This window comes from Acidobacteriota bacterium (genome assembly GCA_028875575.1).
Classification (GTDB): domain Bacteria; phylum Acidobacteriota; class Terriglobia; order Versatilivoradales; family Versatilivoraceae; genus Versatilivorator.
This window is the reverse complement of sequence record JAPPDF010000028.1, coordinates 35,953-57,493: the sequence shown is the minus strand read 5'-3', so window position 1 is coordinate 57,493 and position 21,541 is coordinate 35,953. Positions and strand designations below refer to the sequence as shown.

Genomic DNA, 21,541 nt, shown 5'->3' with positions numbered 1-21,541 from the left:
AAACCCGCGTTGACAACTCCTTCCAATGATCTATAATGTCGCCCTTTGGCTCCTGCCGATCACTCCTCAGTAGCTCAATTGGCAGAGCATCCGGCTGTTAACCGGAGGGTTGTAGGTTCGAGTCCTACCTGAGGAGCCACTTTTTCGACGAACCCAACCGGCCCCGTTGGTTAACACAACGCCCAGACGGAAGCGACCGTCGGGACGTTGTCGTAGCTGGCGTTTTTCCAAGAGTTTGAGCCACGCGGTACATGTCGCCAGGTTCGAGGAGATCGGTTACCTCGACCAGCCGGGTGTGGGCGAGCCAAAGTAACCGTCTCAGCCCCTGCGTGCCGTCAGCTCTGGCCCAGCAGGCGCAGGGCGTTGTCCCTGAGCACGAGACGTTCCTCCGCGGCCGACAACGCGGCTTCCCACAGACTGCCCAGCACGAAGGCCGGCGAGATAAGGTCGAGATCGGTGCCGAAGACGACGCGCTCGGCGCCCACTGCATCCAGAGCTGAACGGTAGACATTCTGCTCCGGATAGGTGGTGCACAGCTCCAGGTGGATGTTGCGGCTGCCGGCAGCCAGCTCCAGACCGTCGAGGCCGAATCCGTGGCCGATCACGATCGGCAGCTCCGGCATCTCGCGGTCCAGTTGTCGGAACATGGCCAACTCGTCAGCCGGCGCGGCTCGCACCTTCAGGATGTGGCCTTTGGTCGTCGCCTCGGGCGACCGCCTGAAGGTGTCCTGCGAGGGCGTGTTGTAGAATACGGGGAGCCGGCGGCGGGCGATCTCGGCGAAGAGCTTCAGCCACAGCGGCGAGTGGAAAGGCTCGTAAGTGGAGCCGGGGTTCACCGTGACGTGGAAGATGTCGGGATGCTCTGCGGCGAGATCGAGCCAGCGCATCGAGTCGTCCCAGTGGTGGGGGTTGGCGACTACGCTGCCGCGCAGGCGGGAATGGCTCTCCACTGCGGCCAACATCTCCGCATTGCCGGCATCGAGATCGTCCTTGTAGGCCGAGGTGGCGGAGACGACGCCGTACTCGATGTTGAAGCGCTCGTATTCGCGCTGCATCTGGTCGGCGCCAAAACAGGTGGAAGGCTGTTCCGGCATCGTGCCGATGTGGCAGTGCAGATCGATGGCGGGCAGCGAGGGCAGGCCGGCCAGCTCCGGGAGTGGCGCGGGCGGCTCCTCGGCGTCGATCTCCAGGTCGAGAAACCGGAGGGTGTTGCGGCCGAGTATGTCGGCCTTCTGCTGGGGTGCGATGTCCGCGTCAACCGCCATGTTCAGGGCGGGGCGCATCGGTCGCAGCGGCGCCATCGAACCGTACAACAGGCGGGTGGGGCCGGCCGCCGCCAGCAACTCGACAGCGCCCGGGCTCACCTGCCAGCTGGTTTCCACGTACAGGTGGTCGAACTCCTCGAGGAGCATCAGGAGCTCGCCGAGGTGGTGGTAGCTGACGCCGGCCAGAAGAACCCGGGGGCATCCCAAACTGGCGGTCTTTTCGGCGATCTGCGTGAGTTGCCCCCGCTCGTTACAGACGAAGATCAGTGGTTTGCCGGAGCTGTTGGCGCGCTCGAGGCCGCGAGAGAATAGCAGCGAGCCGACCGGACACGGTATCGCGGTCATGTGAAAAGCGAAGGCTGCGGCGTTGCCGGCGACCGCACGCTCGATGGTTAGATCCAGTCGGGTTACGGCGCGCGGATCGACCACCGCCACTGGCAGAATCCGCGCATCGACCGAAGCCAGCGACATCAGGTGGTCGTTGCCGGCCACGGCATCGACCTGAATGGCGCGCATGCTCATGGTCAGGGCGCGATCGACCCCGTTTTTCGCCATGGCGGCACCGAGATCGGCATGTCCGATTTTGACAGGGCGGGCCGGATAGCCGCCGGCGACAGCGAAGGCATCAACAATCATGCGACCAATGACCCAATGCGGCAGATTACAAGCTGACCGATTCTCTCTTGTTGAACTCCCGACAACACATTCACTGTAACGACGGAAAATGAGCAGCGCAACAATTACGGCGCCGGCGAGCGAGCCGGCTGCCGCGACTCATTGTCGCATGGGTAGGAATCAGGGGCGTTGTTGAAAAACTGGAATCACCGGGCTTGCCCAGGTTGGCGACGGTGCCATTATCAATGTAATATTGGGCTTCCGAAAGGAGAGACGAAATGACTTCCAACCAATATTGGTGGCCGGATCAGTTGAATCTGAAGATACTCCGCCAAAACTCCTCCCTGTCCGATCCGATGGGCAAGGATTTCGACTACGCCGAGGCTGTCAAGACCCTTGACGTCGATGGGCTGAAGAAGGACATCGACCAGGTGATGACAACCTCGCAAGACTGGTGGCCGGCCGACTACGGCCACTATGGGCCGCTCTTTATCCGCATGACGTGGCACGCCGCAGGCACCTACCGCATCAGCGACGGGCGGGGCGGTGGAGGTTCCGGCTACCAGCGCTTTGCGCCCCTCAATAGCTGGCCCGACAACGCGAGCCTGGACAAGGCGCGCCGCTTGCTCTGGCCGATCAAGCAGAAGTACGGCCGCAAAATCTCGTGGGCCGATCTGCTCATCTTCGCCGGCAACTGCGCCCTGGAGTCGATGGGATTCAAGACCTTCGGTTTCGGCTTCGGGCGTCCGGACGTCTGGGAGGCTGACGAGACGGACTGGGGGTCCGAGACGACCTGGCTCGACGATCAACGCCACGACGCTGACGGTGACCTCCAGGGACCCCTTGGTGCCGACCACATGGGCCTGATTTACGTGAATCCGGAGGGGCCGAACGGCAACCCGGACCCGGTCGCTGCAGCACGGTACATTCGCCAGACGTTCAAACGCATGGCCATGAATGACGAGGAGACGGTTGCGCTTATCGCCGGCGGCCACACGTTCGGCAAAGCACACGGTGCTGTCGCTGAGGACAATGTGGGTCCCGAACCGGAGGGGGCTGGCATGGAAGAGCAAGGTTTCGGCTGGAAGAACCGCTTCGGCAGCGGCAAGGGCGGCGATACCTTCACCAGCGGCCTGGAAGGCGCCTGGACCAATAACCCGGTGAAGTGGGACAACAACTTCATGGAGAACCTGCACGCCCACGATTGGAAGCTGACGAAGAGCCCCGCTGGCAAATGTCAATATGCTCCCAGGAATGCCGCTGAAGTAGCAACGGTGCCTGACGCGCACGATCCGTCGAAGAAGCACGCCCCCATGATGCTCACCACCGACCTTTCACTGAAGGAGGACCCGGCTTACGCACCGATTTCCAAGCGCTTCCTCGAAAACCCCGGGGACCTCGAAGATGCCTTTGCCAAGGCATGGTTCAAACTGCTCCACCGGGATATGGGACCCCGCAGTCGGTATGTCGGGCCCCTGGTTCCTGCAGAGCCGCAGTTGTGGCAGGATCCCGTTCCCGACGTCGATCACGAGTTGATCGGGGACCAGGATATCGTTGACCTCAAGGCCAAGGTGCTCGCCTCGGGATTGTCCGTTTCCCAACTGGTCTCGACTGCCTGGGCCTCGGCGGCATCCTACCGCGGCACCGACAAACGCGGCGGCGCCAACGGAGCGCGCATCCGCCTCGCTCCGCAGAAGGACTGGGAAGCAAACAACCCGGCCGAGCTCAACGAAGTGCTGCAGACGCTGGAGCAGATTCAGACAGGTTTCAACAGCTCGCAGAGCGGCGGAAAGAGGGTATCTCTCGCTGACCTGATCGTATTGGCCGGTTGCGCAGGCGTCGAGCAGGCTGCCCGGAACGCCGGTCACGACGTGCAGGTTCCCTTTGCACCGGGGCGCACGGACGCGTCGCAGGAGTGGACCGACGAGGAGTCGTTTGCCGTGCTCGAACCCACCGCGGACGGTTTCCGCAACTACCTCCAGGCAGGGCAGGACGGTAGAGCGGAGGACCAGCTGGTGGAGCGGGCATGCATGCTGACGCTCACGGCTCCCGAGATGACGGCGCTGGTTGGCGGCATGCGTGTCTTGAATGCCAACACCGGGCAGTCTGAGCACGGCGTTTTCACCGATCGGCCGGGGACGTTGACCAACGACTTCTTTGTAAATCTGCTCGACATGCACACCGAGTGGCAGGCGTCCTCCGCATCTCAGGACCTGTTCGAGGGACGCGATCGACAGACCGGCGATCTCAAGTGGACCGGCACCAGGGTCGACCTGGTCTTCGGCTCCAACTCCGAACTCCGGGCCATCGCGGAAGTCTACGGATGCGACGACACCCGGCAGGACTTCGTGCGCGACTTCGTGGCCGCCTGGAACAAGGTGATGAATCTCGATCGCTTCGACCTGGCCTGATTTCAGCCTTCAATCCAGGAGGCTCGACAGCTAAGGCGAGACCCCGAAGGGCGATTCCTTCGGGGTCTTGTCCTATCTGGCGCATTTCCGGGGAGTCGCGCCCCATCCGACCTGATTCCCAATTTTCCGGTTCGCGATTTCTATGCCGCACCCTGCCCGCGACCGCGACGGTTGCAGCCACGGAGGCTGTAATTTCGCCTTCGGTCTGTCCAGGGCCGCTACCGACCGCAGAAGCCGGCTGTTGACTGCGGACCAGTTTATGGACTAAATTTGGACTGGAAAGGAGGTGCCCATGAAGCTGTCCACCCAGATCAAGCCCATCAGTTACCTCAAGGCCCACGCCTCGGAGATCGTACGCACGCTCGGCGACCGGGGGGAACCGCTGGTGATCACTCAGAATGGCGAAGCCAAGGTAGTGCTTCAGGATATCGACAGCTTCGAGACGACACAGGAGACGATGGCGCTGCTCAAGATTCTCGCGCTGGGCAACCGGCAGATTGAGGCTGGCCAGGTGCAACCCGCAGCGGACGTGATCGCGCGGCTCCGGGAGCGGAAACGGGATCGCTGATGTCCTTTCACGTTCAGTTGGCCGATGACGCGGCCCGCGACCTGGAAGAGATTTGCGACTATATCGACAGACACGATTCTCGGGCGCGACGGGACTACGTCCTGCAACGGATCGAAAGGGCGTTCCAGGGCCTATCCGAGCATCCTCATCGTGGGAGCCATCCAAGGGAATTGCTCGACATTGGAATTAGAGAGTACCGGGAGGTCTTCTTCAAGCCCTACCGCATCATCTACCGGGTGGTCGGGGATACGGTTTACGTACTAGTCATCGCAGATGGGCGGCGTGACATGCAGACGCTGCTGCAACGACGCCTCTTGCAGACATAGGCCTCTTTCACGACCCTTCAACCGGAGGTTTCCCCAACCATGTCCAAATCAAGTCTGGTCCTGACCAAAGTCGCTACCTTCCTGGCCGGCGCGGGCGCGGGCGCCTGCTTCGCCATCCTCATCTATGGTGCGATCCAGGGCGAAGCAACGCCGTCCGGGCTTCTTCCCGCCGGAATCGTGCTGGCGGTGGTCGGAGCGGCCCTGCAGTACCGGTTGCACAAGAGCCGAGGCGACTCCGGCGCCTGAGGCGCATGGGCAGGTGTCCCGGTCCGTCCTGGATCAGGCACTGCCTTTCTGCTTCCGCATGGACCGCTGGGTGGTTCTGAAGAGCGTTGCAGGCGGCAGACCAACTCGTCGAGCGTCCACTCCAGCAATTCCATGGTGAGGGCATCGTCCCATGGCCGTTTTGTCTGTTGTAAAATCTGTCCCATCCCGTTTACCCATCCTCCAATCGGAGTGCTTCAGACCATGTCGAAAGTCAGTCCACTTTTTTCGAAAGTCGTGACCTGCATCGCTATCGTGGGTCTGGTGGCCTGCCTCGCTGTCGTCATCCACAGTTTGGCAACAGGCCAGGGCCTCCAACTTTTGGAACTCGCCATCGCGCTCTTGCTTACGGTGATGCTGCTGCATGGGCGCTTCCGCAAAGAGTGAGGCGCTTCCGGCTCGGGCAAGCCCACAATTCTCGCCGCGGGACGATCACGGTGCCGGAAATTTGTTTTCAGCCCGTGCTCGCAACCGAAGCGTGCAGCGGGCAATTCTCTCAATGTCGTTTGGGCGGACAGCATCGGCCAATGGGCAGCAGGAGAGTCGGGACATGAGCGCAGACGAAATCGATGTGCTTGTAGTCGGCGGCGGCCCGGCAGGCATGGCTGCGGGAATTTCCTTCGGCCGGGCGGGCTTGCGAACCCTGGTCTGCGAGCGCGCCTCGCTGCCGGTCGACAAGCCCTGCGGGGAGGGGGTGATGCCGACGGGCCTCAAGTACCTGGAGCGCCTGGGCGTTTCGGCCTATCTGGATCGGGCCCACATGCGGGCTTTTGCCGGAATCCACTATCTGCCAACTTCCGGGCCGGGAGCGTCCGCGCGGTTTGTCGAGGGCCCGGGACAAGGCATTCGCCGCACCGAGCTGTCGCGCGCGTTCTACAAACGAGCCCGAAAAATCGACGCTTTGGAGGTGCAGTCCCGAACGCCTGTGACCCTGGGATTGCGCGGACCCAACGGCACCGAAGCCTGGCTGGACGGGCGGAAGACCACGGCCCGAATGATCGTAGGCGCGGACGGCTTCCGATCCGAGGTCCGGCGCTGGGCGGGACTTCAGGGCGTGTCGACGCAGAGGCGACGGTTTGCCGTCCAGCAGCATTTTCGTTGCGAACCCTGGTCGGAATACGTCGAGGTGCATTGGGCGGGGGATGCCGAGGCTTACGTGACGCCGTGCGGGCGGGAGGAAGTGGGCGTGGCCGTGCTGTGGGCGGCGGAAGACAAGAAGTCAGGCGGCGGACAACGCTTGATGGAGTCGATGCTATCCCGTTTCCCCCGGTTGAGGGCATCACTCCAGGGGGCGGAGCCATCCAGCGGCGCCCGGGCAATCGGGCCGATGCACCAGGTGGCGCGCTCGCCGGTTTCCGACGGGGTCGGATTGGTGGGCGATGCCTCCGGATACCTCGACGCAATTACGGGGGAGGGCATCAGCCTGGCGCTGGCACAGGTCCAGGCGCTCTACGACTCCATCGGACCCTGGATGCTCTCCAACGATGCCGTGCCATCGGCCAGGGAATTGCAAGGCTACTCGCGGCGCATCTCGGGAATGGTTCGCCAACACCAACTGATCACCCGCCTGGTTCTATTCCTCAGCCGGAAGCCAACGTTGGCCGAGCGGGCGATCAAGGGTCTCGGCCGGCAGCCGGAGTTGTTCCGCTGGCTGCTGTCGGCCAATATGGGTGCAGTGTCAGCGGCCTCTTTTCCCAAGCTGGAGATGATGCGGTTGGCGACGGCGCTGGTTCGTGGCTGACCCTGAACATGCCTGACAAGTGCTTGAAGATAAAAAGGGATATGGAGTTTTCGGGAGCCTGTCGGCCGGCGATCCAGCCTCAATGGTCATCCTCGTAATCCTCACTTTTGCCGCCGAGCCACCAGCCCAACCCGAAGGTGGCCAACAGTCCCAAACAGCCGGTCGCTCTTCGGGACATGCGGGCCGACGCATCAGTCAATTTTGCTTCCTCCGTAGCGAACAGCGAATCCGCCCGCTGTTCTATCCATCGGTCCAGGTCTGTCAGTGACGGTGGGGGTCCAAGCTCCAGGTCCAACGTGATCGGCACACGTCTGCCTTCCTCAATGGTGAGGCCGCGCTTTTCGAGAGCGCCCATCGGATCGTGCAGGCACTCGAGAAGATCGTCAAGCCAGCCCTGAATCTGGAGCAGCGCCTCGCGATAGACCTGCTCGAGCAGTTGGCACCCCTCGGTATCCACAATGCCGGGAATTGCCCGTCGAACTTCATCATAGTCATCCAGGAGGCGTTCAAGACAAGTCTCCATTCGGGCGGCGCCCCGCTGCACGGCGTTTTCCGAAGTATCGGCAACTTCAAGCAACTCGCCAAGTCGGTTGACCTCATCGACGAACCGATCGATGTCGGCCTGAATCAGTTCCATATGGCTCCGCACGTAGCTGAGAATGTCGGTAACCTGCTCTGATCGGTTGGGCCTGCTCTCCATGCGCGCCCGGAACTTGGAGGCGATGGGGCGCACGCTTTCACCCAACGCGAGCGTTCGCCGCGACAAAATCGATCCGGAGTTCATGTCCCGATTCCTCCCGGTCATACTACCATAGAGAGATTGGCCTCCGACCCAAGGGTCTTAGGCGGGAAGACCAACCTCACGATGCGAGCGTAGCCCCACCCGATTCGTCTTTGCTGAGGGCCTGTCGGATTTCCCGTAACGGATCGTGACAGGTAACTGGATCCAGCCGTTCAGCTTCGTGCCGCAGACCGGGCAACGGTGGAGCACCTAAAGGAAGGGCCGTTCATGAGGACGAGAGACCGGAAAGCAGCACGCTGCAGGTCTCCTTCGGAGCACCCGATACCCGTGCTGGCACTCTTCGTCTACGGCACGCTCAAACGCGGATTCCGAAACCACCAGGCGTTCTGCCGGGGGTTTGTGGAGTTCCGGGAGGCCACCGTTCGCGGGCGTCTATACGAGGGCCCCGGATATCCCATTCTGAAGGTGCCCGAAGCAGACATCCTGGCCCAGGGAACCACAGATCCACTGGCTGACGCAGCCACGCAGACGCGACTTTCCCATCGGGTGCAGGCCGGGCTCCAGCGGCTCCCGGAAGGCGCCACGGGGGAGATCTGGGACATCGTCTGCGGGGAACTGTTCACCTTTGACGACCCCCGGACCCGCCTTCACCCCATCGACCGCCTGGAGGGGTTCCACCCCGGTGGCCGCTCACTCTATCGGCGCGTGCTCGTCCCCGCCACGGTGGAGGGCGCCCGCCAGCCTGCCTGGGTCTACGCGGTCGAGGATCTCGGCACCAGCCGCCGCCGGATCACCTCCGGCCGCTGGCCGGAGTAGCATCCCGCAAGCTCGCCGTCGCGACAGGATGCAGTTCTGGTTGTAAGCGACACGAATTTCGCATTGCATGATCCTTGTGCCAATGGAACGGAGGTCCTGATGAAGAAAGTCACCGTCACCTTGCCCGAGGATTTGGCCCATTGGCTTCGCATCAAGGCGGCCAAGGACGATCTTAGCGTGTCCCGATGGCTGGCCGAGTTGCTGGAACGGATGCGGCGACAGGAAGATCGATACGAGGCCTCTATGCAGCGGTACCTGGCGATGAAGCCGCGCAAGATCGATTGGCCGAGTGATCGCCGGCCGACGCGGAAGGAACTGTACGACCGTCCCGGTCCTCGTTGACACCAACGTCGTGGCCTCCCGCAGGTATGTTTGGATTTTCAATCATCTCGCGACCGCAGTCGAAGAAGCCGTCCGGGTGCACAGCGGCAAATGACGCCTCTAACTATTGTGGCTCACGATTCAACTGCGTCCTTTGAGATTTCGATGCATTGATGCTATGATGCTGTCATGCGGACTACCGTGACTATCGACAGCGACGTACTGGCGGTTGCGCGAGCGCTGGCGGAGCGTAACGGGACCAGCCTCGGCCGGGCCTTGTCGGAGTTGGCGCGGCGCGGTTTCAGGAGTACTCACGCTGCCAAGGAACAGGGGCAAGGTGCGGTTTTTGCCGTTGAGCCCGGCGCCGACGCCATCACCAGCGAGGACGTCTACCGGTCCTTGAGCGACTGGCCGTGATTTCCCTCCCGGACGTCAACGTCCTGATCGCGCTGGCTTGGCCGAACCACGTGCACCACGCCGCGGCCTGGGCGTGGTTCGACATGCATCGGAATGAGGGCTGGGCAACCTGTCCTTTGACAGAATCGGGATTTGTCCGAGTCTCCTGCAACCCCTCGGTTGTCAGACACACCGTTACCCCCCTTGATGCCATCGCGGTGTTGGAGAAACTCACACAATTGGGTGTCCATATGTTCTGGCCGCTGGACAGGTCCATCGTGCACTTGCCGGAGTCCATTGGGGTGCGCCTTCAGGGATATCGGCAGATATCCGATGCCCTATTGCTGGCTGCCGCCATGCAACGAGAGGGGCAATTGGCCACTCTGGACGCCGGTTTGGAAGGGTTGGTTGCAGGAAACCAACGCGCCTTCTTGCGCGTAATTCCCGTGTGAATCCGCATCCTCCTCCATTGGAAATTCATGAGATCGGGTTGATACCACGGTTGGCTCTGCCAGCAGACCGCCGTTGGCTACAATTCGGCGTGGCTCCGTGGATCTTTGCAGACATGGTAGCGGGCACGCCGGCGGGGGCGCGACGACAAGCTGACACGGGTCAATCGCTGGAACCCGGGAACTGCGCCCGACATCGCTGGGCGGGGCTTCGGGGGCGCTGTCGGTTCGTGCTAGAATCGGACTCGCCTGCTTCGAGGTCCCGTTAGGAAAGAGGAACACCAAATGTCAGTGATCGATCAACTTCTGGAGAACAATTCCCGCTACGCCGACGGCTTTGACAAGGGCGACCTGCCGCTGCCTCCGGCGTGCGGCCTGGCGGTGGTGGCCTGCATGGATGCGCGCCTGGATGTGCACAAGATCCTCGGCATCAGTGAAGGGGACGCGCACATCATTCGCAATGCGGGCGGTGTGGTCAGCGATGATGCCATCCGCTCCCTGGTGATTTCCCAGCGCCTGCTGGGCACTACGGCCATCGTGCTGATTCACCATACCGATTGCGGCATGCTGACTTTCCGGGACGACGACGTCAAGGATGCCATCGAGGCCGACACCGGCCTGCGACCGTCCTTCTCCCTGGAGGCCTTCGGCAACCTGGAGCAGGATGTCCGCCAGTCCATCTCACGCATTCACGCCAACCCCTTCATTCCCAACAAGGACCAGGTGCGCGGCTTCGTCTACGACTGTTCCACCGGACGGCTGAACGAGGTGGCACCCGACTGAGCCACGCCTCCTCCCCTGAATCCGAGATACTCCAGACTTGCCATTGAACCGTCGGTCGAGAACCGGCCGGCTAAAGCGGCCAGCCGGCCGGGACCCGCACCACGACGGTTCTGGCGATCTTGTCGTGCCAGGCCTGTCGCTCGGGGTCCCAGAGGATCCAGAGCCAACCCAGTCCCGCGGCCACCGCCGACAGGATGCTGGCCAGCCCCCTTACCAGCGCATCGGTAAAGGCGAGGGGCTTCCCGTCCGTCCGAACCACCCGCAGACCACAGATGATGCCGCCCACGGTGGTTGCTTTCCAGCTCCAGAGAGCCACCCGATAGACCAGCAGCAGGACAAAGGACCTGCCCGGATGTATCTCGAAGAATGCCAGCGTGATTGCCGTCACCAGGAAGAGGTCGAGCAGCAGGGCTCCCAGCCGGCGAAGAAAAGTGGCCCGCGGAAAGGATGCAAGGTGCTCGCCCTGGGGCGGGGAAGCCGCCGGCGCCGTGTCACTGCTGGAGGGCTCGGCAGCACCGCCGGTGGAGGCGTCGCTTCCCGGCTCGGCAATCGGCGGTGGTGTGGGAGCGGGGGAGGGGGGATTCTCCCGCCTCAAGCCGGCAACCAGCGCGGTGGCGGCCGCTCCCAGTCCCAGAAGGCTCACCAGGGCCCAGGCGGTGAGGCCGGCGACCGGAACCATGCCAACCAGGATGATGGCCGCCAGGCCGATCCCCAGCGACCGGGCAGCCTGCAGACGGTTGTGCGGCGACTCCTCGGGCAGAACCCGACTTCCGATCCAGCGAGCGGCGGCCACGTTGCCGATGAGGCCGACAATCATAAAAGCGAGCCACAGGAAGGGCACCAACGCCAGTCCGACCACCGACACCGTCAGTATGAACGACACCGGCGAGATCAGGAGAAGCGTCAGAAATCCCGCCAGACCCGTGGTCAAGGGCTTCCGGCCGAGTGTGTCGGTACAGGCGCGCACCGGCCCGTCAAACACCAGGTTGATGAGCAGGAACAAGAGCGCGAAAACGGCCACGAAAGCCCACATCCAGGGGAGATCGGGTACTATCGGCCGGCCCCAGAGCATTCCTCGAGTGAGCCAGGGAGCGGCATTCGCGAACTGGTCTCCTAACTCAAAGGCACCGACCGAGACCTGATCTCCCCCCGGGGAGAACCCCTCAGGCACCTTCAAGCCACTGCCCACGGCCACCAGGTCTCCGCCAACCTCGGCTCCAGGTTGGAGGTCGCCTGTTCCGCCTACCACGACAACGTCCCCGCCGACCCGGGCGGTGCCGGCAAGGGTCGCGGCTCCGGCAACCACCACCAGATCTTGCTCTATTTCGCCCTCAATCCGAGCGGTGCCCGCGATAACGACTGCGCTCTCGACCCGCTTGCCGGCAGGGAGGGTGTAGCTTCGTCCGATTTGAACGACTTCTCCGTCGACGTCGATGTCCAGATCGATGTCCACATCAACCTCAACGGGAGGATCGGGTGTCGATGGCGCCGTGGTCTCTTGAACCGCTCCGCCGGTGGCGACCAACCCCAGTGTGACTGCCAATACCGCCAAGGGTTTCCAATGTGTCTTCATTGTCTGACGCTCCCTTCCCAAAGAACGCTCTTGAGTGCCTCCAAGAGCAGTGCCAAAAACACCCACATGCCACTGACCCAAAGGATCAGGTAAGCGGCAACGGGTTCCAGAAACACCCGCCATAGGATCTGGGCCTCGCGCGCCATCGCCGCGCCGTTGATGGCCGCATCCTCGGCTGTCGCGACGAAAACGCCCCAGGCACTTCCAACCCTGCCGCCCGAGGTCCAGTCCACCAACAGTCCGCCCAACAGAATCAGGGCGGTCCATGCAACCAGCCGGACCGCCGGCCGCTGCCAGATCCCACCGGTCCGGACCGGTTCGCGCCGGGGGCTCCGCCGGGTTTGGCGCACCTCGGCCATGATTCGAGGCAGCAACGTCCCGGGGGCTTTCGGAGCCGGCAGTTCCGCCAGCTTTCGCTGAATGAGGGATTCCAGATCAGAGGGTTTCATCATCCGCCACCATCAATTTCCTGAGGGTCTCCCGGCCCCGGTGTATGTCGGTCTTGATCTTGCCCAGCGAGACTCCCAGCACTTGGGCGATTTCAGCGTAGCTTCTCTCCTCGAAATGAAACAACACCAGGGGCACCCGCTGATGCCGCGGCAGGCGGCGCACGGCCCTCTCCAGCCGGGCATGCTCCTGGGACCGCTCCAGGTCCGCATCCTGTGCCTCCCGCGCCACCAGGCGTTCTTCATAGGCCGGTTCCGTATCGGGCTCGCCGGGTCGCCTCTGACTGAACAGGCGCCAGCGGGCCCGGAAGCGGGACAGGTGGTTCAGACAGAGGTTGGTGGTCACGGTTCTGAGCCATCCTCCGGCGGAAGGATTCTCGCTCAGACGGTCGAACCGCTCAAAAGCCTTCAGGAACACGGTCTGGGACACGTCCTCGGCCTCGCTTTCGTCTCCCAGCAACCGGACCGCGGTTCCGAATACCATGTCCTGGTACTTGCGAACGAACGCTTCAAATGCGGTGGTTCCGGTCATCGCCCTCAAAGGCTCGCCCAATCATCTTCTCAAAAACCCACAAGCGGGGAGAAAGTTTCAAGGATGGACGGTTATTTTCGGGTTTCCCGCCGGATTGCCCCACTCCCCGATCGCTTGCGGAACACCTGCGGGCCGGGCCGGTTACAAGGCGTCGAGAAGCAGCTCTTCCACCTTCAGCCAGACCTCGGGGTCGCGGTCCATCTTGGCGTGAGCCCTTCGGGCGATCGTTTTGTACCAGGGGAGGTGGGACAGGTCGATGTCCAGGTTGGAGTAGTCGAAGCGGAAATTTCCGAGAATCCGGGTGCGGCTGGAGTCGGCCGCCCGGATGGGCGCCTCCCCGCGGATGAAGCGCCCGTTGTCCTGGTAGAGGTTGGCGGCGGCGCGGACGTTGGGAGGGATCAGGCCGTCGCCGCGCCCCACGCTGTCAACCTGGATGGTCAACAGAACCGGGATGTCCAGCCGGTCCAACTGGCGGGCGAACTTTACCACGGCGGCACCTCCGAAGCTCTGTCCGTAGAGAACGATGCGGGCCCCGCCACGTTCCTCCGGCTGGAGGCGTCCGTCGCCGTTGCTGTCCAGGCAGGCCCGCACCAGTCGAAGGGCCAGGTCGCGCTTGAGGTTTTCGACGGTCTCCACGTGTACTCCGGGAAGTGCCTTGCGGCGGAGCCATTGAGCCGTCCGGCCCACCCCCACCTCGGTGTTGCGCCAGGAGTCTCGGCCGCCCATGAAGCCCAGAACCAGGGTGTGGCCCGGCTGCAGCGGCCTGGGTGCGGTAAAGTGCTGAAACTGCTGGGGGGGGCGCGGGGCGCAGGAGACTTCTCGGCCGGCTGCCAGCAGTAGCAGGAACGGGAGGAGCCGTGAGACAGTTGCTGCAAGAGATGGTTTCCCGTTGATGCGCGCGCGCCGGTCCATGGGTCGATCAAACTGAGTTACCAGTGGCACATCCCCTCCCTGAGCGGCTACAACAAGAGTGTCCCTCTGCCATTCCAATTGGACCTGAAAACCCGCGTTTTGCAGTTTCGGCGCTGACAGGTGCTGCATCAGCCTGATCGGGTATCAGTTCATGGAGGCTATCACGGGTACGCCGCCGGATGGGGCAAAGGTTATGCCCCGGCGCACCACCCGTACCGTTTGCTCCCCATCGGATACTGGCCTTTGGCAAGGACTTTTCCTAAAATCACCCCAAGTCGGCAAACAGTCTCTTCCCTCCAATGAGGTTCTCCCATGTTGCGGAACGGCATTCCGGCAGTCGCTCTGCTGCTGGTCGCTTGGGCTCCGGCAGGGGCTGAGGAGGAGTTTTCCCGGGACATCCGGCCGCTGATCCAACGGTATTGCCTGAGCTGCCACTCGACCGCCCAAAAAATCGGTGAACTGGACCTGGAGCGTTTCTCCGATGGAGCGGAGGCGCGCCGGGACCTGCAGGTCTGGACCCGGGTCATCGACATGGTCGAATCCGGCCAGATGCCCCCCGAGGCATCTCTTCAGCCGAGCGCCGCCGAGCGCCCGAGGATTCTCGAATGGGCTCGGGACCTGCTGGAGGCCGAAGCCCGATCCAGAGCGGGAGATCCCGGCCGGGTGGTGCTGCGCCGCCTGAGCAACGCCCAGTATCAATACACCTTGCGGGACCTTCTGGGGGTAGATCTGGATCCGGCCCGAGAGTTTCCCATCGACGGAGCCGCCGGGGAGGGGTTTACCAACACCGGCGAGGCCCTGGTGATGTCGCCCGCCCTGCTGGGAAAGTACCTGGATGCCTCCAAGGGGATCGTCCGGCACGCGGTGCTGCTTCCCGACGGATTTCGGTTTTCCAGGCACAGCACCCGTCGTGACTGGACCGACGAGATCCTGGGGCGAATCCGCTCCTTCTATGGCCGCTACACCGAAGTGCGTCGCCGGGAGTGGATGTACGGGGATGTCCCACTTGCGATCGACTACGGACAGGTTCCCCTCGAAGAGTACGTCCGGGCAACCCTGGAGTTGCGTGAGGTTGGCGCGGATCTGGATCAGATCGCCGGCAGCCGGGGACTGTCGGGGAAATACCTGAGAAATCTATGGAGAGTCCTCAACGGGGAGGTCGGGGGGGACACCTTTCTGTTGGAGAACGTGCGCTCGCTCTGGCGCTCGCTCTCCCCAAAGGACTCCGCGAAGCTGGTGGTGGAGATCGAACGCTGGTACGAGCCCCTGTGGAGGTTCAACAGCGTGGGCCATCTGAACCATTGGCTGGAGCCGGTGACGCCCCTGGTCGGAGAGCAGAGTTTCTCCGTTTCCCTGGAGACCCCTGAGCAGAATGGAGCGACGGCGCTCTACCTGTGGACCGGCGACGCCGGAGACGGGGCCGACGGAGACTACCTGGTGTGGAAGCGTCCCCGCTTCGAGGGCAAACCCATCCCGGTGCACGGCGACAAGCCCCGGCCCAGCGACCTGCCTCCGATCCTGCTGCGGGACCTGCCATTGGTGAGCCGGACTCTGGACACGACCCTGAAAAGAACCTTCGCCGACAGCCGGCGCTATCTTGCGGCAGCGGCGCGGCTGGTGGGGCCGGGCGCCCCGCCGGACCTGGAGGCGCTGGCAGCCGGCGACGGATTGAACCCGGAACTGCTGCGGCGTTGGACCGGCTTTCTGGGAATCGGGCCGCCGAAAGCGGGTCTCGAGAAGCCTCTGTCCCAAGCGATGCATAGCCTTCAGAAAACGGCCGAGCTCAACGGCTGGCGCACACCCTTGTCGGGAGGGGCGCCGGCTCCCTACCAGGACACTGCCTACCTGGTGGCGAACTCGGGGGATCAAAGCTGGCAGATCCCGGGCACGGTTCCTCCCAAGTCGGTGGTGGTGCATCCCACCCGGCAGCGGTGGGTCGGGATGGGCTGGCGTTCCCCGGAGGAACTGACGGTGGGAGTGGAAGCGCGGGTGGAGGATTCCCACTTGGGCTGCGGCAACGGCATCGAATGGATCCTGAAGCTTCGCCAGTCGGGGCTGGAGCGCATCCTGGCCTCGGGGAGCCTGAAAAACGACAACCGCGCCATACGCCCGGACCAGAAGTTCCGGCTGCGCCGCGGGAATGAGATCTCGCTGCTGGTGGGATCCCTGAAGCACAACGCCCGCTGCGATCTGACCCGGGTCGACCTGACCGTTCGGGAAGAAGCCGAGGCCGCCCGCGTGTGGGATCTGGCGGACAACGTCATCGACTCGGTGCTGGAGGGCAACCCGCACGGCGACGCTTTTGGAAACCCGGGCGTCTGGCGCTTTTTCACGCTGCAAGAGCCCCCGAGCGATCGCTTGCATGCCATTGCCCCGGGTTCGGCACTCTACCGCTGGCTGGACACCCTCTCGAGTCCCACACCAGGTCATCGGCCGGCGGAGGTTGCCGGGCAAGTGGCGACACTGCTGGACTCGGGACCGCAGGCCGCCGGAGACCATGCGGACGCCCTTCTCTATTCCCGGATCACGGCTCTGGATGGACCCTTTCTGAGAGGCATGGACCTGGCTGCTGCCGGACGGGAGGTCGAATCCTGGAGCAGCGACCGGTCGACCGACCCCGGGCCGGGCGTCTCCAACGGGCTGGACGGGATCGAGTTCGGCCGGCACCCCGGCGGTCAGCCACTCGATGAGGGCAGTTTCCTGGTGCATGGACCCGCCCGCATCCGGGTGGAGGTGCCCCCGAGGATTGCCCGGGCCTACAACTTCGTAGCCGAGGCGGCCCTGGATTCCAGTTGGGGCCGGGCTGGCAGCGTCCAGGTTCACGCGGGCCTGGAGGTTCCGCAATCGATGCAGGGTCTCATTTCCCCGGTAGGCGCCAACGACGCCCACCCGGAAGCCAATGCCAACCCGGAGCCGGCCAGGTTTCCCGTGATTGTGGGGAACGACGCCACCCAGGGACGGTTCCGGGAGGCCTTTGACGCCTTCCGCAAGTGGTTCCCGCCGGCCCTGTGCTACACGCAGATCGTTCCGGTGGACGAGGGCATCACCATTTCTCTGTTCCACCGGGAAGACAGGGCGCTCAGTCGGCTGATTCTGGAGGAGGGACAGAAGAGAGAGCTCGATCGACTCTGGCACGAGCTGCGCTATGTGAGCCGGGACGCGTTCACCATCGCCGATTCCTTCGAGGAGTGGTGGAACTTCGGAGCCCACTACAAGAAATTCACCCGGGAATCCCGGGAGGCGCCGATTCGCCGGCGGGCGGAGCAGTTTCGGGAAGAGCTGCGGTCGTCGCAGTCCAGGCACCTGGATGCCTTGCTACGCTTTGCCGAGCGCGCCTATCGCCGGCCCCTGGAGGCCCGGGAGAAAGCGGGTGCCCTGAATCTCTACATCTCTCTGAGAGACGAGGGGCAGGAGCATGATTCGGCCCTGCGCAGCCTGTTGGGTCGGGTGCTGGTGTCTCCCAACTTTCTCTACCGCATCGAGCAGCCGGCAGCCGGGGTGGAACCGCAACCGGTGTCCTCTTGGGAGCTGGCCAGCCGGCTCAGCTACTTCCTCTGGTCTTCCATGCCTGACGGAGAGCTGTCTCGACTTGCCGACACCGGCTCTCTCCGGGATCCGGAGGTGCTGGTCGGGCAGGCCGGCAGGATGCTCAAGCATGCCCGCACCCGCGCCCTGGCCGTGGAGTTCGCCGCCCAGTGGCTGGGATTCCGGGAATTCGACCACAACCTGGGCAAGAACGAGCGCCTGTTTCCGACCTTTGCCGGCCGGCGTGCCGATATGTATGAGGAATCGGTCCGGTTCTTCGAGGAGCTCTTTCGCCGCGACGGGTCGGTGATCGATATCCTGGATGCCGACTACACCTACCTCAACCAGGAGTTGGCCGACCACTATGGGATTCCCGAGGTGTCGGGGAGCGAATGGAGGCGGGTGCAAGGGATCAAGCGGTATCAGCGAGGGGGTGTGCTGGGGATGGGCAGCATGCTCAGCAAGCAGTCGGGAGCTTCCAGGACCAGCCCCGTGCTGCGCGGAAACTGGATCTTCGAGACCCTGTTGGGAAATCATCTGCCCAAGCCTCCCCCCAACGTACCCGAGCTTCCCGAGGACGAAAGGCACACCCAGGGCCTGACGGTGCGCCAAATGGTGGAAAGGCATCGCAGCCTGCCCGGATGCGCCACCTGCCACGACCGGATCGATCCGCTGGGGCTGGCCCTGGAGGGTTTCGATGCCATCGGCCGCCGCCGCATCCGAGACCTGGCCGGCCGTCCCGTGGACTCCGGCGTGGAACTGCAGCCGGGCATCGAGTTTCGGGATCTTGCCGGGCTGCGGACCTATCTGCTGGAGCAGCGGAGAGAGGAGTTTCTGCGGAATTTCTGCCGCAAGCTTCTGGGGTATGCGCTGGGGCGCTCGGTGGAGGTGTCGGACGAAGGACTCCTGGACGAGGTGCAGCAGTCCCTGGAGAGAGCGGACTTCCGTTTCTCGGCGGCAGTTGCTACCATTGTGCAGAGCCCGCAGTTTCTAAACCAGCGCGGACGGGATGCGGGGAGTCCCGACCAACCATGAATTCCCTTGAATCGCTTCAACGGAGGCGGGGCGCCGGCTTCACCCGGCGCACCCTGTTGCGCGGCCTGGGCGTGAGCCTGGCGCTGCCCTGGCTCGAGTCCATTCCGGCCTGGGCCGGTGTCTCCCCCCAGCCTCGCTCAGGCATGGAGGCGCCGCTCCGTTTCGCCTGCCTTTTTGCCGGCAACGGCTTCTATGAAGGGGAATGGTGGGCCCGGACCGAGGGGCGATCCATGAAGTTCGGCAAGGTGCTGGAGCCGCTGGCGCCCTGGCAGCACAAGTTGAACTTCGTGCGGGGACTCTACAACGCCGAAGCCCTGAAGGGGAACATCCACAGCTCACAGACCGGCAATCTCCTCTCCGGAGCGCTGCTGGCGCCCGGCGGAAAGATTCGTTCCGGCACCAGCATCGACCAGGTGCTGGCCCAGCGCCTGGGGACCGGGACCAAGGTGCCCAGTCTGGTTCTGGGATGCGAAAAGTCGATCGCCAGCGTCCACAAGAACTACTCCATGCTCTACAGTTCCCACATCTCCTGGAGCTCTCCCACCACGCCCACACCGCTGGAGATCTACCCGGCCCTGGCCTTTGACCGCCTCTTCCGGGATGGTGGCGCCGAAGCCGGCGATGCCAGCGTGCTGGATGCCGTCCTGGAGGAGGCGACGGACCTCCGGCGGCGCATCAGCACCCTGGACCGGTACAAGTTCGATGAGTACCTCAACTCGGTCCGCGAGGTGGAACGGCGAATCGAGCAGGCGGGGAAGGACCGCATGCTGCAGGGCTGGAGACCGACACTGGAGAAGCCGAACCGGCCACGCCCCTCCGACGGATTGCCTCAGGACATCCACGAGCACATGCGCCTGATGTGCGACATCCTGGTGCTGGCCTTCCAGACCGACAGCACCCGTTTCTGCACGCTCAAGCTCAACAACGATCTCTCCCAGCTTCGCTTCCCCCACCTGGGAATCGATCACACCATCCACCACATGCTTTCCCACGGGGATTCCGACGACTGGCTCAAGGTGAACCACTACTTCGTCGAGCAGGTGGCCTACCTGGCCGGGCGATTGGACGAGATCCGGGAGGGGGAGCGGACGCTGCTGGACAATTCAGCCATCCTCTTCTGCTCCAGCATGCTGACCGGAAACCACGATGCCTCCCAGTTACCGGTGGTGCTCCTGGGACGGGCCGGGGGCCGTATCGAGACCGGCCGCGTGCTGGACTACCTCGACGGCTCCAACCGCCGAATGTCCAGCCTCTACCTGTCCCTGGCCTCGAAGTTCGGCGTCAAGCTGGAACGGTTCGGGGATTCCGACGAACCCCTGAGGAATATCTGAGCTTCTTGCACCTCCTTCCCATTGACTCTCCAAGAAAATCGTCTGCAATGACAGCCGTCGGCTGTGCCTCCCGGGGGCGGGGGGTAAGAGCGTACCGCGAACCATGATCGCCGCGGCCGTCTCCAGCCTGCCGGCAGGCCGGGAAATTCTCTGAGGACATGCACATCACGGTAGTGGGTACAGGTTACGTGGGATTGGTGACGGGAGCGGCGCTGGCCGATTTCGGACTGAACGTGAGCTGTGTCGACAGCGACGCGCGGAAGATCGAAACGCTATCTTCCGGAACGGTGCCGATTTACGAGACCGGCCTGGAAGAGCTGGTCAATCGCAATCTGAGGAACGGGCGGCTGACCTTTACGACCGATCTGGAGGAGGCTGTGCGTGTTTCCCTGACGGTATTCATCGCCGTGGGGACCCCGGACCTGCCGGACGGCAGGCCCGACCTGAGCCAGGTCGATTCGGTGGTGGACGCCCTGGCCGAGTGCATGGACGACTACAGGGTCGTCGTCACCAAGAGCACGGTGCCGGTGGGGACGGCCAGACGAATTCAAAGGCTGTTGACGGAAAAGCAGGGGGATCCGGTCAAGTTCGACGTGGTTTCCAATCCCGAGTTTCTGAGGGAGGGTTCCGCGGTGGAAGACTTCATGCGGCCCAATCGGGTGGTGATCGGGGCGGATAGTGACAAGGCAGTCGCTATTGTCAAGGAGATCTACCGCCCCCTCACCCTGAATGAGACTCCCTTCGTCATTACCAGCCTGGAAACGGCCGAGCTCATCAAGTATGCCTGCAACGCCTTTCTGGCGACCAAGGTCTCCTTTATCAACGAGATGGCCAACCTGTGCGAGAAAGTCGGAGCCGACGTCCATCAGGTGGCCCGGGCCATGGGGCTGGACAATCGGATCGGCCCCAAGTTCCTGCACCCGGGTCCCGGCTTCGGGGGCTCCTGCTTTCCCAAGGACCTGGTGGCGTTGGCCAGGACCGGCCGGCAACTGGACGCGCCTCAGAGGCTGGCGGAAGCCGTGATTGAAATCAATCGACGGCAAAGGGAGAGGGTCGTCAGCAGGATCAAGGGCGAGCTGGGCAGTTTGGAGCGCAAGAGAATCGGCGTTCTGGGGCTGGCTTTCAAGCCCAACACCGACGACATTCGGGGAGCGCCGGCCATTGACATCTGCCGGAGGCTTCTGGGTGCAGGAGCCCGGATTCAGGCCTACGATCCCGCGGCCATGCCGAACAGCCGGGGTGTCCTCGATGACGAGAACGTGGTTTTCTGCCCGGATGCCTATGCCGCGGCGGCCGGAGTGGATGCCCTCTGGATCGCTACCGAGTGGAACGAGTTCCGGAACATCAACCTGGCCCGGATCAAATCGGTGATGCAGGCGCCTGTCCTCTTCGATTCCCGCAACGTGTTCGATCCCGAGAAGGTGCGTGCCCTGGGATTTCGCTACTTCGGCACGGGACGCCCCGGTCCGCTCCCCTGACAAGTGTGGGCT

General features: G+C 63.4%; 20 protein-coding genes and 1 tRNA gene. 15 read left to right on the top strand and 6 right to left on the bottom strand.

Going from position 1 to position 21,541, the window contains the following annotated elements; all coding sequences use genetic code 11:
• The first annotated feature begins 63 nt into the window (after positions 1-63).
• Positions 64-139: transfer RNA gene (locus tag OXI69_03485), tRNA-Asn, on the top strand.
• A 196-nt stretch (positions 140-335) separates the two neighbouring features.
• Here the strand turns inward: OXI69_03485 and OXI69_03480 are convergent.
• Complete coding sequence (locus OXI69_03480; protein ID MDE2665192.1) at positions 336-1,901, bottom strand: amidohydrolase family protein; 1,566 nt, start codon at positions 1,899-1,901, stop codon at positions 336-338.
• Positions 1,902-2,158: 257 nt separating this feature from the next.
• Between OXI69_03480 and katG the strand changes: the two genes are divergently transcribed.
• The 6 genes from katG (at position 2,159) to OXI69_03450 (ending at position 7,190) form a co-directional block, all read left to right on the top strand.
• Complete coding sequence (gene katG / locus OXI69_03475; protein MDE2665191.1) at positions 2,159-4,291, top strand: catalase/peroxidase HPI; 2,133 nt, start codon at positions 2,159-2,161, stop codon at positions 4,289-4,291.
• Between the two features lie 292 nt (positions 4,292-4,583).
• Positions 4,584-4,859 (top strand): type II toxin-antitoxin system Phd/YefM family antitoxin, encoded by a 276-nt coding sequence (locus OXI69_03470; GenBank protein MDE2665190.1) that lies wholly within the window; start codon positions 4,584-4,586, stop codon positions 4,857-4,859.
• Complete coding sequence (locus OXI69_03465; GenBank protein MDE2665189.1) at positions 4,859-5,185, top strand: type II toxin-antitoxin system RelE/ParE family toxin; 327 nt, start codon at positions 4,859-4,861, stop codon at positions 5,183-5,185. The genes OXI69_03470 and OXI69_03465 overlap by 1 nt, the downstream gene beginning before the upstream one ends.
• Before the next feature lie 39 nt (positions 5,186-5,224).
• Positions 5,225-5,431, top strand: coding sequence for a hypothetical protein (locus OXI69_03460; protein ID MDE2665188.1), 207 nt, complete (start codon positions 5,225-5,227; stop codon positions 5,429-5,431).
• A 222-nt stretch (positions 5,432-5,653) separates the two neighbouring features.
• Entirely contained in the window at positions 5,654-5,836 is a 183-nt protein-coding gene (locus tag OXI69_03455; GenBank protein ID MDE2665187.1) for a hypothetical protein, read from the top strand.
• Between the two features lie 163 nt (positions 5,837-5,999).
• Positions 6,000-7,190 (top strand): FAD-dependent monooxygenase, encoded by a 1,191-nt coding sequence (locus tag OXI69_03450; protein ID MDE2665186.1) that lies wholly within the window; start codon positions 6,000-6,002, stop codon positions 7,188-7,190.
• A 79-nt stretch (positions 7,191-7,269) separates the two neighbouring features.
• Here OXI69_03450 and OXI69_03445 read toward each other — a convergent pair whose 3' ends face one another.
• Positions 7,270-7,974, bottom strand: a complete 705-nt coding sequence (locus OXI69_03445; GenBank protein ID MDE2665185.1) for a hypothetical protein — start codon at positions 7,972-7,974, stop codon at positions 7,270-7,272.
• Between the two features lie 225 nt (positions 7,975-8,199).
• Here OXI69_03445 and OXI69_03440 point away from each other — a divergent pair, with 225 nt between their 5' ends.
• The 5 genes from OXI69_03440 (at position 8,200) to OXI69_03420 (ending at position 10,697) form a co-directional block, all read left to right on the top strand.
• Positions 8,200-8,748: a gamma-glutamylcyclotransferase gene (locus OXI69_03440; GenBank protein MDE2665184.1), complete on the top strand. Its 549-nt coding sequence runs from the start codon at positions 8,200-8,202 to the stop codon at positions 8,746-8,748.
• 99 nt (positions 8,749-8,847) lie between these two features.
• Positions 8,848-9,090 carry a hypothetical protein gene (locus tag OXI69_03435; GenBank protein MDE2665183.1) on the top strand — a complete coding sequence of 81 codons (243 nt, stop codon included), beginning with the start codon at positions 8,848-8,850 and terminating at the stop codon, positions 9,088-9,090.
• Between the two features lie 168 nt (positions 9,091-9,258).
• On the top strand, positions 9,259-9,486 hold the full coding sequence (locus tag OXI69_03430) for an antitoxin (GenBank protein MDE2665182.1): 228 nt from the start codon (positions 9,259-9,261) through the stop codon (positions 9,484-9,486).
• Entirely contained in the window at positions 9,483-9,917 is a 435-nt protein-coding gene (locus OXI69_03425; protein ID MDE2665181.1) for a hypothetical protein, read from the top strand. The genes OXI69_03430 and OXI69_03425 overlap by 4 nt, the downstream gene beginning before the upstream one ends.
• Positions 9,918-10,199: 282 nt before the next feature.
• Positions 10,200-10,697: a carbonic anhydrase gene (locus tag OXI69_03420; GenBank protein MDE2665180.1), complete on the top strand. Its 498-nt coding sequence runs from the start codon at positions 10,200-10,202 to the stop codon at positions 10,695-10,697.
• A gap of 70 nt (positions 10,698-10,767) precedes the next feature.
• Here the strand turns inward: OXI69_03420 and OXI69_03415 are convergent, their stop codons facing one another.
• The 4 genes from OXI69_03415 to OXI69_03400 form a co-directional block, all read right to left on the bottom strand.
• Entirely contained in the window at positions 10,768-12,270 is a 1,503-nt protein-coding gene (locus OXI69_03415; GenBank protein MDE2665179.1) for an RDD family protein, read from the bottom strand.
• Positions 12,267-12,722 (bottom strand): hypothetical protein, encoded by a 456-nt coding sequence (locus OXI69_03410; protein ID MDE2665178.1) that lies wholly within the window; start codon positions 12,720-12,722, stop codon positions 12,267-12,269. Before OXI69_03410 ends, OXI69_03415 begins: the two co-directional genes overlap by 4 nt.
• Positions 12,706-13,248 carry a sigma-70 family RNA polymerase sigma factor gene (locus tag OXI69_03405; protein MDE2665177.1) on the bottom strand — a complete coding sequence of 181 codons (543 nt, stop codon included), beginning with the start codon at positions 13,246-13,248 and terminating at the stop codon, positions 12,706-12,708. The genes OXI69_03410 and OXI69_03405 overlap by 17 nt, the downstream gene beginning before the upstream one ends.
• A gap of 141 nt (positions 13,249-13,389) precedes the next feature.
• On the bottom strand, positions 13,390-14,190 hold the full coding sequence (locus OXI69_03400) for a hypothetical protein (GenBank protein MDE2665176.1): 801 nt from the start codon (positions 14,188-14,190) through the stop codon (positions 13,390-13,392).
• A gap of 282 nt (positions 14,191-14,472) precedes the next feature.
• Between OXI69_03400 and OXI69_03395 the strand changes: the two genes are divergently transcribed.
• From OXI69_03395 to OXI69_03385, 3 genes are all read left to right on the top strand, one after another.
• Positions 14,473-18,720, top strand: a complete 4,248-nt coding sequence (locus OXI69_03395; protein MDE2665175.1) for a DUF1592 domain-containing protein — start codon at positions 14,473-14,475, stop codon at positions 18,718-18,720.
• The gene (locus OXI69_03390) at positions 18,717-20,051 is read left to right on the top strand and encodes a DUF1552 domain-containing protein (GenBank protein ID MDE2665174.1); all 1,335 of its coding nucleotides are present in this window, start codon (positions 18,717-18,719) and stop codon (positions 20,049-20,051) included. Before OXI69_03395 ends, OXI69_03390 begins: the two co-directional genes overlap by 4 nt.
• A gap of 158 nt (positions 20,052-20,209) precedes the next feature.
• Positions 20,210-21,529 (top strand): UDP-glucose/GDP-mannose dehydrogenase family protein, encoded by a 1,320-nt coding sequence (locus OXI69_03385; protein MDE2665173.1) that lies wholly within the window; start codon positions 20,210-20,212, stop codon positions 21,527-21,529.
• Positions 21,530-21,541 lie beyond the last annotated feature (12 nt).

Bases quoted from the DNA above. Each gene is read 5' to 3' on its own strand.
- OXI69_03480 (MDE2665192.1), bottom strand. From the start codon at position 1,901: ATGATTGTTGATGCCTTCGCTGTCGCCGGCGGCTATCCGGCCCGCCCT.
- katG (MDE2665191.1), top strand. From the start codon at position 2,159: ATGACTTCCAACCAATATTGGTGGCCGGATCAGTTGAATCTGAAGATA.
- OXI69_03470 (MDE2665190.1), top strand. From the start codon at position 4,584: ATGAAGCTGTCCACCCAGATCAAGCCCATCAGTTACCTCAAGGCCCAC.
- OXI69_03465 (MDE2665189.1), top strand. From the start codon at position 4,859: ATGTCCTTTCACGTTCAGTTGGCCGATGACGCGGCCCGCGACCTGGAA.
- OXI69_03460 (MDE2665188.1), top strand. From the start codon at position 5,225: ATGTCCAAATCAAGTCTGGTCCTGACCAAAGTCGCTACCTTCCTGGCC.
- OXI69_03455 (MDE2665187.1), top strand. From the start codon at position 5,654: ATGTCGAAAGTCAGTCCACTTTTTTCGAAAGTCGTGACCTGCATCGCT.
- OXI69_03450 (MDE2665186.1), top strand. From the start codon at position 6,000: ATGAGCGCAGACGAAATCGATGTGCTTGTAGTCGGCGGCGGCCCGGCA.
- OXI69_03445 (MDE2665185.1), bottom strand. From the start codon at position 7,974: ATGAACTCCGGATCGATTTTGTCGCGGCGAACGCTCGCGTTGGGTGAA.
- OXI69_03440 (MDE2665184.1), top strand. From the start codon at position 8,200: ATGAGGACGAGAGACCGGAAAGCAGCACGCTGCAGGTCTCCTTCGGAG.
- OXI69_03435 (MDE2665183.1), top strand. From the start codon at position 8,848: ATGAAGAAAGTCACCGTCACCTTGCCCGAGGATTTGGCCCATTGGCTT.
- OXI69_03430 (MDE2665182.1), top strand. From the start codon at position 9,259: ATGCGGACTACCGTGACTATCGACAGCGACGTACTGGCGGTTGCGCGA.
- OXI69_03420 (MDE2665180.1), top strand. From the start codon at position 10,200: ATGTCAGTGATCGATCAACTTCTGGAGAACAATTCCCGCTACGCCGAC.
- OXI69_03415 (MDE2665179.1), bottom strand. From the start codon at position 12,270: ATGAAGACACATTGGAAACCCTTGGCGGTATTGGCAGTCACACTGGGG.
- OXI69_03410 (MDE2665178.1), bottom strand. From the start codon at position 12,722: ATGATGAAACCCTCTGATCTGGAATCCCTCATTCAGCGAAAGCTGGCG.
- OXI69_03405 (MDE2665177.1), bottom strand. From the start codon at position 13,248: ATGACCGGAACCACCGCATTTGAAGCGTTCGTTCGCAAGTACCAGGAC.
- OXI69_03395 (MDE2665175.1), top strand. From the start codon at position 14,473: ATGTTGCGGAACGGCATTCCGGCAGTCGCTCTGCTGCTGGTCGCTTGG.
- OXI69_03390 (MDE2665174.1), top strand. From the start codon at position 18,717: ATGAATTCCCTTGAATCGCTTCAACGGAGGCGGGGCGCCGGCTTCACC.
- OXI69_03385 (MDE2665173.1), top strand. From the start codon at position 20,210: ATGCACATCACGGTAGTGGGTACAGGTTACGTGGGATTGGTGACGGGA.